1 protein-coding gene is annotated in these 232 nt (G+C 60.8%); it reads left to right on the top strand.

Going from position 1 to position 232, the window contains the following annotated elements; all coding sequences use genetic code 11:
• Window positions 1-232: oxidoreductase (locus tag RG959_RS25010; RefSeq protein ID WP_483298933.1), on the top strand; the 232-nt coding region annotated here is incomplete at both ends.

Here is a 232-nt window from a genome sequence, read left to right as displayed (position 1 = left end):
CGCTGGAGCTGGACGAGATCCCGGGTATCGTGAATGATTTCCGTCAGGCCGTCGCCAACGCCCGTGAAGCGGGCTTCGACCTGGTTGAGCTGCACTCTGCGCACGGTTACCTGCTGCATCAGTTCCTGTCCCCGTCTTCCAACCAGCGTACCGACCAGTACGGCGGCAGCGTTGAAAACCGCGCGCGTCTGGTGCTTGAAGTGGTGGATGCTGTTTGTAATGAGTGGAGCGC

The sequence above is a fragment of the Domibacillus sp. 8LH genome (assembly GCF_038806185.1).
GTDB classification, from domain to species: Bacteria; Bacillota; Bacilli; order Bacillales; family Domibacillaceae; genus Domibacillus; species Domibacillus indicus_A.
This window is presented reverse-complemented; position numbering and strand designations above follow the sequence as displayed.